This is a genomic window from Desulfosalsimonas propionicica, assembly GCF_013761005.1.
GTDB classification, from domain to species: Bacteria; Desulfobacterota; Desulfobacteria; order Desulfobacterales; family Desulfosalsimonadaceae; genus Desulfosalsimonas; species Desulfosalsimonas propionicica.
The window spans coordinates 116482-126590 of record NZ_JACDUS010000010.1; the positions used below are offsets into that span (position 1 = coordinate 116482).

Sequence of the window (10109 nt, forward strand, 5' to 3'; positions counted from 1 at the left end):
TTTATTGCAGATGGAAAGCGGCCTTTGTGATGAAATTGCAAAAACCCGAAATAATTTTTGGCAACCCCCCGGGCCCATGCCTATATTGAGAAATATACAATAACGTTATGGTGAAAGCAGGCAGCCCCAAACTGCCCCAAAAATCCGACCCATATGCGCAGAAGCCCTGCGCCAACCGCAAAACACGGGCCGAGGCTGGTACAATCGGACCCAAAACGCATCAAAGGAGAAAACGCATGCGGTCCAGACGCATAGCGATAATTGTCCTGGTTATGCTGGCCGCTGTTTTCACCGCCGGTGCAGAAACGAATGAGACCGCCGATGAAAACAGCGAAATCCTTTATATCGGAAAATTCTCCGCAGCCGGCACGGACCGCGAGATTCCTGCCGGCTGGGAGCCGCTGACCTTTGAAAAAATTGACCAACATACCCGGTACCGGCTGGTCCGCGACAACGAAACCACGGTGATCAAAGCCAAAAGCGATTCATCCGCATCCGGCCTGATTCGCAAAATGCGCATCGACCCGCGTCAATATCCGGTTATCCAATGGCGCTGGAAGGCCACCGGCATTTACGAAAACGGCGATGTCACCCGGAAATCCGGGGATGATTATCCGGCGCGCCTCTATATCGCTTTTGAATATGACCCGGACAAGATAGGGTTTTTCGAACGGGCAAAATTTAACATTATTGAAAAAATCTACGGTGAATATCCGCCAGCAGGGGTCATCAACTACATATGGGCCAGCCGGGCGGCCAAAGGCCGGGTCGTGCCCAATGCCTATACAGACAGGGCGCAGATGATCGTCCTGCAAAGCGGGCGGGAAAATACAAACACCTGGGTATCGGAATCCAGAAATATTCTGAACGATTACAGGGCCGCATTCGGAAAGGAGCCGCCCATGATCCAGGGAATTGCAATCATGACCGACTCGGACGACACCGGTGAAGCCGCGGTCACCTATTACGGCGATATCATAATGAAACCACAACAATGACGGGGCGGCACGCACCCGTTATCCCGCAGCAGCAATCACCTCTTCGGGAATATCGGCATTGGTGTGCACCCGCTGTACATCATCGTTGTCATCCAGGGCATTCATGAGCTTGAGCATTTTTTCCGCATCCGTGCCCCCAAGGCTTACCGTGGTCTGAGGCAACATGGTGACCTCGGCCTCATCGCCAAAGGGGATTTGGGCGGCAGCCAGGGCGGCCTTGACATCCTCGAATGCATCCGGCGGGGTGATGACCTCAAAGACCCCGTCCTCGTCGCGGATATCCTCGGCCCCGGCCTCCAGGGCCGCCTCCATGAGAACGTCTTCTTCCGCATCATTTTTGTTGACCGGGATCCAGCCCTTTTTGTCAAACATCCAGGACACGCACCCATTTTCCCCGAGGTTGCCGCCGTGCTTGCTGAAAAGATGGCGCACATCCGCCACCGTGCGGTTTTTGTTGTCAGACAAAGACTCCACGTATACGGCCGCGCCGCCGGGGCCGTAGCCCTCGTAGACCGTTTCTTCGTAATTGACCCCTTCCAGTTCGCCGGTGCCCTTTTTAATGGCCCGGTCAATATTGTCCTTGGGCAGATTGTTCTGCTTGGCCTTTTCCAGCACAGTGCGCAGCCGCGGGTTGGCGTCCGGGTCCCCCCCGCCCAGGCGGGCGGCCACTATGATTTCCTTGACCAGCTTTGTAAAAATCTTGCCCCGCTTGGCATCCTCGGCGCCTTTTTTATGCTTGATGTTTGCCCACTTACTGTGTCCTGCCATCTGTTTCCTCCTGTTTCCGGCCCTTGCCGATCACGTAGATTTCCCTGCTGTCTTTGCGGCAGCTGGCCGGCTTAAATATCTTCATCATCTCAAACCGGTCCCGGACCGCATCACAAAACGCCTTGAAATCCGGGCCCTGAAATATCTTGCACACAAACCCCCCGCCCGGCCGCAGCGCCCTGTCAGCAATATAGAGCGCCATTTCACACAACTGATGGGAGCGCACGGCATCCACATCCTTGCGGCCGGTGGTGGAAGGCGCCATATCGCTTAACACCGCATCCACGCCCTGGTCAATGATTTGCCAGACCTCCGGGGCCATTTCATTGATATCGGCCTGAAACACGCACACATTGGCCGGCAGGTCCATATCCACGGTCTTTAGATCCACACCGATGACCCTGCCGGACTCCCCGGCTGTCTCCGCGGCATACAAAAGCCAGGATCCCGGCGCGCAACCCAGATCCAGCACCACCTGGCCGGGCCGGATCAGATTGTGCTTTTTCTGGATCTCCTTTAGCTTGTAAACCGACCGGGCGGGAAAATGTTCCTTTTTGGCCTGTTGCGCGTAAAAATCCGGCCGCGCGCGAACATTTCCGGGATTTTTTGTTTTTTTTCGTTTCATATAGAAAATCAGCCGCCGGGTCAAGCCGGTTTGCGGCAAACACCAGCCGGCGGTTAAAAAAGAATGTCCATAATTTCCGAAAGCCGCCGAATGCCGACCAGTTCAATGCCCCCGGCGCCCTTGACCTGTTTGAGGCTGTTTTTGGGCACAATGCAGCGGGTAAAGCCCATTTTTTCCACCTCGGCGATCCGGGCCGGCAGATGGGAAATGCCCCGGACCTCGCCGGTGAGCCCCACTTCACCCAGCAGAAGCGTGCCGTCGGCAACAGGCCTGTCCAGAAAACTGGAGGCCACCGCTGAAATAATGCCCAGGTCCACGGCCGGCTCTGATACCCGCACCCCGCCGGCCACGTTCATGAAAATATCCTGGCCGGCCACGTTTAACCCCAGTTTTTTCTCCATGACCGCAACCAGAAGCGATACCCGGTTGTAATCCAGACCCAGCACCGTTCGCCTGGGGGTGCCGTAGCCCGACCCGCTGATCAGGGCCTGGAGTTCCACCAAAATGGGCCGGGTGCCCTCCATGCAGGCGGTCACCACAGAGCCCGGGGCGTTTTTGGCCCGCTCGGACAAAAACACCGCAGACGGGTTGGGCACCTGCTCCAGGCCGGATTCCTTCATTTCAAACACGCCGATTTCATTGGTGGAGCCAAACCGGTTCTTGACCGCCCGCAGAATGCGAAACACATGATTCTGGTCGCCTTCGAAATACAGCACCGTGTCCACCATGTGCTCCATGATCCTGGGGCCGGCAATGGCGCCCTCCTTGGTGACATGGCCGATTAAAAACGCCGGGATTCCGGTCTGCTTGGCCATGACCATCAGCTTCATGGTAGCCTCGCGCACCTGGGTGACACTGCCCGGGGCAGAGGCGGCATCCTTTGAAAACATGGTCTGAATGGAATCAATGACCAGGGCGTCCGGCTTCTGGTCATGAACCATGTCAATGACAGCATCCACATCGATTTCAGATACCACGTACATGCCCGGGGCCTGCGGAGCAAGGCGGCGGCTGCGCATCTTGAGCTGCCGGGTGGATTCTTCGCCGGAGACATAAAGCACCCGGCGCTTTTCCCTGGCCAGGTGCTGGAGGACCTGCAGCACAAGGGTGGATTTTCCGATGCCGGGATCTCCGCCGATTAACACCAGGCTGCCGGCGATAATCCCGCCGCCCAAAACCCGGTCAAATTCATCCACCCCGGTACGGATCCGCTCCTCGCCGTCCATGGCAACAGCGTCGATGAGCACGGGCTCGGGCCTGTCGGCCAGGGCCTTTCGGGCGGCCGAGGCCGGCCCGGAAGGGGCGGTCTGCTCCACCATGCTGTCCCACTGACCGCAGTCCGGGCACCGGCCCATCCACTTGGGGCTCTGGTGCCCGCAGGCCTGGCACCAATAAATAATCCGGTTGTTTTTTTTCATATTCCGCAGATTGGCCGTAATACGCAGGAGCGTATAAGATTGACAGTTTGGCGCCCGTCATGGCACATATACAAATGACAACCATTGGCGCCGGTTTGAGAGACTATAATATGCACCCCGGACAAAATCAAACCTTTTCACCCGGTTAGGCGGCCAGACAGATGATGGATTATCACGTTCACACCCGGCTTTGCAACCATGCCAGCGGGGACATGGCCCAATACGTGGCCTGTGCCGCAGGCCGGGGGCTTTCGGAAATCGGCTTTCTGGAGCACCTGACCCTGCATGAGCAGGGCCGCCACCTGTCCATGACCGCCATGGACATTCCCCTTTATTACTATGCCGCACGCCGCCTGCAGGCAGCAGTAAACGGGCAGATCCGCATCCGGGTGGGCCTGGAGGTGGATTTCACCCCGGAGCTGGCCGCACAGGCACAGGAAATAGCAGAGTGCTTTGACTTTGACATGATCGGGGGATCCGTGCATTTTATTGAAAACCGCAACCTGGTCAGCTCACGGGCCGGCCAGAACCTGGACAAACAACCCAGGGATGCGCTTTTTGACCAATACCTGGACCTGCTGGATCAAATGGCGGACTACCCGTTTATCGACATTGTATGCCACCTGGACGTGATCCGGAAATTCGGCGTCCTGCCCGGAGAAAATTTTTACGAAAAACTCGATCCAATCCTGGACAAAATCGCTGCAAAGGGCAAAACCGTGGAGGTCAACACCAGCGGCCTGCATCATCCAACCGCCCGTATTTACCCGGACGCAAGAATTCTTGCCAAATGCCGGGAAAAAAACATTGCCGTGTGCACGGGCTCTGATGCCCACCGGCCCGAACAGGTGGGCCGGGACTTTGATGTAGCCATGGCACAGCTCACAGATGCCGGCTACACCCATGTAGCGGCATTTGACCGCAAAACCCGCCGGCAAATACCCCTGGCCCGGATGACCGAAGGTATCAACACTGTTTCTGAAATTCCGAAAAAACCCGAGGAATAAATATGAACCTGGCATCAATCGGCACGTTTCTGATCATCAGCATCCCGTTTTTCCTGCTCACCGTGTGGGCGCTGGTGGATGTATCCTTAAAAACCTTTCCCGGCAAAGGCGAAAAAGTCCTGTGGTGGATCATTGCCATCACCCCGTTTGCGGGCTGGCTGATTTACCTGGTACTGGGCTTTCGCCGGGGTGTTAAACAAAACCCCACAGCATGAAATTCTATTTGACAAAAACCGCAAACACCCCTAATATTGCAAAACTTAACCGGGCGGCCATAATAACCAAACCTGCCGGTTTACCCAGCACATCAGCCACCCATGGCCCCATCGTCTAGCGGTCCAGGACGCCGGCCTCTCACGCCGGAAACACGGGTTCGAGTCCCGTTGGGGTCACCAATAATAAAAATTCCAATAGCGTATTGCCCGGGTTCAATAGGGTAAGAGCTGTCATATCAATACTCTCTTGAGCAAAACAACTATACCATTGACCAAAATGAAGGCCCTCACTGCGAACCATACTGAAATGAATACCGCGCAGGTCATTTATGAAGCCTGATTAAGAACTCAGGGTTATAAAAACCGTCAGCAGTTTGGGGGCGGGCAGAAATAGAAACACAAAAGAGCGAAAACGGATTATTATGAAAACCGCAAAAGACTATTTCAACAAATCGGCAGATGAGTGGGACAAACCCCGGCGGGTCGCCATGGCAAACAATGTATCAGCGGCGATACGGAAAAATATCCCTCTTTCCAAAACCATGACGGCCATGGAATTCGGCTGCGGCACCGGGCTGATCAGCATGGCCCTGGCCCCGGAGGTGAAACATGTACTGGCCGTGGATATGTCCGAAAATATGCTGGCGGTGCTGGAAAAAAAGATTGCTGACAACCGGGTGGACAATATTACCCCTTGTCAGCTGGATCTGACCGGGGGAGAGGTGCCCGGGGAGCGGTTTGATCTGATCTTTTCGAGCATGGTCCTTCATCATGTAAAAGATGTGGACAATCTTCTGGGAACCTTTTTTAAGCTGCTAAACCCCGGCGGCCGGCTGGCCCTGGCAGATCTGGACGCGGAAGACGGCGGATTTCACGGAGATATCCCGGATGTATTTCATCAGGGGTTTGACCGCAAAGAACTGGGCCGGGTGCTGGAGAGAAAAGGTTTTACGGATATTTCCGTTGCAACGGCCCATGTCATAAAAAAAGAAAGTGCCACCACCGGCAAGCCGGCTGAATTTTCTGTATTTCTGATCACCGCAAAAAAAGATACAATCTCTTGATTCTTTTCTGAATTAACCCGCAACAATCCAGGAGTGGTTATCACGGGCTGGAATATTTCGCAGATGTGCTGATTGCAAAATACAGGCCGTCGCAGACCATGAAAGCTTATGCGGATACGGGCAATCCTGGCAAGAACCGGCAGCTGCATAACGGGGCCGGCCATATGCATTTTTGCCTCCTTAATGGTAGTCTTCATAATTCACACCACTTGTAAAATACTGGATCCCAGGTCTTGAGAGTCTTTTTATGCCTGAGGCAATCACCGATTTTTTGACAACTGATGCAGGCGTGACTATTTTTTGACCCAGATCCGGGGAGTATCGTTTGCACAGTCGACGATGCAAGGGGCCTTCAAGAGATGAAACATCAATGAAGCTTCACCCAAGGAGATGAGAATGACAACTGAGAAATCCATAGATAAGATCTTGTTTGCACTGGAGCTTTCTTCCCTTTCCAAAAGTGTTGCCGAATGGGTAAAGGTGATGGGAAAACAATTCAATGCCGAAGTGCATGTGCTGCATGTAGTACCCGAGCTTGACTACTGGAAAGTCGCCTATGCCATATCCCCGAGGCATCTGGATGATGAAAACAAAATCCTGAATAATGCAGAAAACCAGGTAGAATCCTTCTGCCAGAAAAACCTCGAGGCTCTGCCCGGGCTCAAAACCAAGGTCGTGATCGGCAACCCCGCAGAAGAGATCGTCAATTATATCAAAGATGAATCCATTTCCATGGCGGTGATGGGCACCCACGCCAAAAGTGGTCTGGACCGGACACTCTTTGGTTCTGTTGCAGACCGCGTTCTCCGATTGTCCCCGGTGCCCGTATTCACAGTCAACCCGGACCCCCCGGAAAACTAATCCAGGCGAGCACTGAGCAGCCGACGAACTGGAACCCGTTTATGCGAGAACCGGCGAGCCCGGGAAAAATGTCTAATCCGGATTTCCTTTCAGCCCGATTTCCTCTGCAACCGGTTTCATGCCTTCAATGGTTTGGGAAATCGCCTCGGACAGCTCCATGTCCAGCCACCGGCAGCCCTGTTCGATAATTTCCCGGTTCACCCCGGCGGCAAACCGTTTGTCCTTCCACTTCTTTTTAACCGACTTGGCTTTCATATCCAGGATGCTTTTGGAGGGGCGCACAAGGGCGGCTGCCGCCACCAGCCCGGTCAGCTCGTCGATGGTGTAAAGGGTTTTTTCAAGAAGCGAGGCTGGCTTGACGTCATTTACGATGCCGTAACCGTGGCTGATCACAGCCCGGACATATTCTTCCGGCCAGTCTTCTGCGCGAAGAATCTCCGCTGTTTTATGACAGTGCTGGTCCGGATACTGTTCATAATCCAGGTCATGCACCAGACCGATGATCCCCCACTTATCCGGATCTTCCCCGTATTGTTCCGCAAAATGCCGCATCACCGATTCAACCGCCAATGCATGGGCAATCAGCCCGTTGCTCTTGTTGTGTCTTGTCAGCAGTTCCCATGCATGGTCTCTTGACGGCGAAGATGAACTCATGGCTTGCCCTCCAATATCAGTGGATGCATGCTCCCGTACCGCCCACGCATCTGATTGCGCGGCATACCGGAGAATGAAAACACGGCCCTCCCCGGTCTTGACCTTGAAATAATTGACAACCGGTTTATCCGATGTCAGACCGCCTTCATACCAGCGGTCCGGTATTTCGGATATTTCCATCCGTCGGCCCTTGCAGGTAAAGGCCACAGGCCGTTCACATGCCTTGTATCCGCTGTAGCATTCGACTGCCGAGGGCCGATAAATTCTGTCTGCCTCAAAATCGTTTTCAGCCATCTATCAGGTCCAGTTTCTTGGCCCGGGGCCATTGTTTAATCCGGATTTCCCGTTTCAGCGCCGATGACCGGGTTGGATGAGATTCCTGATAAACCAGTTCAACCGGCGTTCGGGCTCTGGTGTAATTGCAGCCTGTTTTCAGGTTGTGCTCCGCCATCCGCCTGGAAACATCCTTTGTGATGCCCGTGTAAAGGCTATTGTCAGCACAGCGGATAATGTATAGATACCACATATCAGGGGGATTGTTTTTTCATATACAAAAAATAAAATTATAATCACAGACAGACATCGTCGTCAATGTGATTTCATTGATACACCGGGGCGTAAAATTGATTGCTGTTGCCAGCTTGTACTGACTGATTCCCATGCGGTTCACGTAATTCTCAAGCAGGATTTCACCAGGATGTACAGAAGGCATTTGACAAAATTCAACGCTGCCCGTATGTCTTTAAAAAATCGATCTGACAGCAAATACAAAAGATCGCCGGCGAGCAGAAAGACAAATGAAAGTGGCTATAAAGGAGGAAACGTTATGCCGATTGTAAAAATTGACATGATAGAAGGCCGCACTGATGAACAAAAAAAGAACATGGTCAGGGAAGTCACCGAGGCCATAGCAAAAACAGCCGATGCCAAACCTGAAACCATTACCATCATTATCAATGATCTCCCAAAGATCAATATCGCCAAGGCGGGCAAGTCCATGGCCGAAACAGCGTAGGAATCCGTCTTTTGAACTGAAAAACCCCGGCGTCAAGGTTCAAAAGTGAAGATGCCCCGAAATGATACTGAAGCCGGCATAAATGGCCGACTCACGGGTACAGCGACGAACCGCCCCTGAGAGGGGAACGGGTAATTTAATCGCCAATCGCCCCGTGCACTTTTACTGCTATATCTTTTACCGAAAAGGGTTTCTGGATGAATTCAACCCCTTCATCCAGCACCCCGTGGCCGGCGATAACATTGGCCGGATAGCCCGACATGTAAAGGGTTTTGAGATCAGGGTGGTTTTTGCGCAATCGGGAGGACAAATCCCGGCCGTTCATTTCCGGCATGACCACATCGGTAATCAAAAGGTCTATTTTGTCGTTGTATTCTCCGGCAACCCGCAAGGCGTCTTTGGGGCTTTGAGCGGTTAATACCGTGTAGCCGAGCCGCCGGATCATTTCCATTCCCATTTTCAAAATTGCCTGTTCATCTTCAACCAGCAGGACGGTCGCAGAACCCATTGGAACTTCCCGGCTGGATTCTTTTGCAAAGCGTATGAAGAATTGTTCAGCCTCATGGGAAGGGAGGTATATTTTAAACGTTGCCCCCTCCCCGGGCTTGCTGTGCACGCTTAAAAACCCATTATTTTGTTTGACAATGCCGTAAATTGTGGGCAGTCCCAGGCCGGTTCCCTTACCGATTTCCTTGGTTGTAAAAAACGGCTCAAACAAGAAATCCTGAACTTCCTTTTCCATGCCGCAGCCATCATCGCTGACCGCCAGCATGACATACCGTCCGGGAGATGCCTCGGGGTTGGCCCTGCAGTAATCTTTATCAATGACGGTATTTTTTGTCTCTATGGCCAGGTTTCCCACATCGGATATGGCATCCCGCGCATTTACAGCAAGGTTTGCCATGATCTGGTCCACCTGGGAGGGGTCGATTTTAACCGCCCAAAGGTTTTTGCCGGGGTGCCATGTAAGATCAATGTTTTCACCGATCAGCCGCTGCAGCATTTTCAGCATACTGGAAATGGTGTCGTTTAAATCAAGCAGCACCGGGCTGATGGTCTGTTTACGGGCAAAGGCCAAAAGCTGCCGCACGATGTCAGCGGACTTTTTCCCTGCGGTGTGAATTTCCCTGAGGTTTTCGTGGAGAGGATCTGAAGAATCAATCATGTCCATGGCCATTTCGGCATATCCGTTGATGATAAAAAGCTTGTTATTGAAATCGTGTGCCACCCCGCCGGCCAGCCGGCCGACAGACTCCATCTTCTGGGCCTGGTTGAGTTGGAATTGAAGCTTTTCCCGCTCTGTCACATCCTGATTGATGACCACAACCCCTTCAATATCGCCCTCTTCATTGAAAACCGGGGCAGTGGAATTGATAATGATTTTTTTTCTGGGTCATCCGGTAGATGCCGGGATAGACTGAAATTCCCAGATAGTTGATCGAAGACTCAAGCACATCGGTCGGACCGGCGGCGGCCCGAGAATG

At 53.2% G+C, this 10109-nt stretch carries 12 protein-coding genes and 1 tRNA gene; 7 read left to right on the forward strand and 6 right to left on the reverse strand.

Translation table 11 applies throughout. The features are described from left to right. Positions 1-236: 236 nt before the first annotated feature. A complete protein-coding gene (locus HNR65_RS14370; RefSeq protein WP_181552210.1) occupies positions 237-998 on the forward strand; it encodes a DUF3047 domain-containing protein in 762 nt (253 codons plus the stop codon). Positions 999-1016: 18 nt separating this feature from the next. Here HNR65_RS14370 and HNR65_RS14375 read toward each other — a convergent pair whose 3' ends face one another. From HNR65_RS14375 to radA, 3 genes are read right to left on the reverse strand one after another with little or no spacing between them, the layout of a single operon-like run. Continuing rightward, positions 1017-1766, reverse strand: a complete 750-nt coding sequence (locus tag HNR65_RS14375) for a YebC/PmpR family DNA-binding transcriptional regulator (RefSeq protein WP_181552211.1) — start codon at positions 1764-1766, stop codon at positions 1017-1019. After that, the gene (locus tag HNR65_RS14380) at positions 1750-2391 is read right to left on the reverse strand and encodes an RlmE family RNA methyltransferase (protein WP_181552212.1); all 642 of its coding nucleotides are present in this window, start codon (positions 2389-2391) and stop codon (positions 1750-1752) included. The genes HNR65_RS14375 and HNR65_RS14380 overlap by 17 nt, the downstream gene beginning before the upstream one ends. A gap of 53 nt (positions 2392-2444) precedes the next feature. Further along, complete coding sequence (radA, locus tag HNR65_RS14385) at positions 2445-3809, reverse strand: DNA repair protein RadA (protein WP_181552213.1); 1365 nt, start codon at positions 3807-3809, stop codon at positions 2445-2447. A gap of 161 nt (positions 3810-3970) precedes the next feature. Between radA and HNR65_RS14390 the strand changes: the two genes are divergently transcribed. The 5 genes from HNR65_RS14390 to HNR65_RS14410 all read left to right on the forward strand — a co-directional run bounded on the left by HNR65_RS14390 (position 3971) and on the right by HNR65_RS14410 (position 6956). Continuing rightward, entirely contained in the window at positions 3971-4816 is an 846-nt protein-coding gene (locus tag HNR65_RS14390; RefSeq protein ID WP_181552214.1) for a histidinol-phosphatase, read from the forward strand. Between the two features lie 2 nt (positions 4817-4818). Beyond that, positions 4819-5031, forward strand: coding sequence for a PLDc N-terminal domain-containing protein (locus HNR65_RS14395; protein WP_181552215.1), 213 nt, complete (start codon positions 4819-4821; stop codon positions 5029-5031). 104 nt (positions 5032-5135) lie between these two features. Beyond that, positions 5136-5211, forward strand: a tRNA-Glu gene (locus tag HNR65_RS14400). Between the two features lie 242 nt (positions 5212-5453). Further along, positions 5454-6095: a class I SAM-dependent DNA methyltransferase gene (locus tag HNR65_RS14405; RefSeq protein ID WP_181552216.1), complete on the forward strand. Its 642-nt coding sequence runs from the start codon at positions 5454-5456 to the stop codon at positions 6093-6095. Between the two features lie 396 nt (positions 6096-6491). Continuing rightward, positions 6492-6956 carry a universal stress protein gene (locus HNR65_RS14410; protein WP_181552217.1) on the forward strand — a complete coding sequence of 155 codons (465 nt, stop codon included), beginning with the start codon at positions 6492-6494 and terminating at the stop codon, positions 6954-6956. Positions 6957-7028: 72 nt separating this feature from the next. Here HNR65_RS14410 and HNR65_RS14415 read toward each other — a convergent pair whose 3' ends face one another. Next, positions 7029-7904, reverse strand: a complete 876-nt coding sequence (locus tag HNR65_RS14415) for an HDIG domain-containing metalloprotein (RefSeq protein WP_232364789.1) — start codon at positions 7902-7904, stop codon at positions 7029-7031. Continuing rightward, positions 7897-8136, reverse strand: a complete 240-nt coding sequence (locus HNR65_RS14420; RefSeq protein ID WP_181552218.1) for a GIY-YIG nuclease family protein — start codon at positions 8134-8136, stop codon at positions 7897-7899. The genes HNR65_RS14415 and HNR65_RS14420 overlap by 8 nt, the downstream gene beginning before the upstream one ends. A 300-nt stretch (positions 8137-8436) precedes the next feature. On the opposite strand from HNR65_RS14420, the gene thmT reads away from it, so the two are divergent. Then, entirely contained in the window at positions 8437-8625 is a 189-nt protein-coding gene (gene thmT / locus HNR65_RS14425) for a 2-hydroxymuconate tautomerase (RefSeq protein ID WP_181552219.1), read from the forward strand. Positions 8626-8761: 136 nt separating this feature from the next. Here thmT and HNR65_RS14430 read toward each other — a convergent pair whose 3' ends face one another. After that, entirely contained in the window at positions 8762-9949 is a 1188-nt protein-coding gene (locus HNR65_RS14430; protein ID WP_332309036.1) for a response regulator, read from the reverse strand. Between the last annotated feature and the right edge of the window lie 160 nt (positions 9950-10109).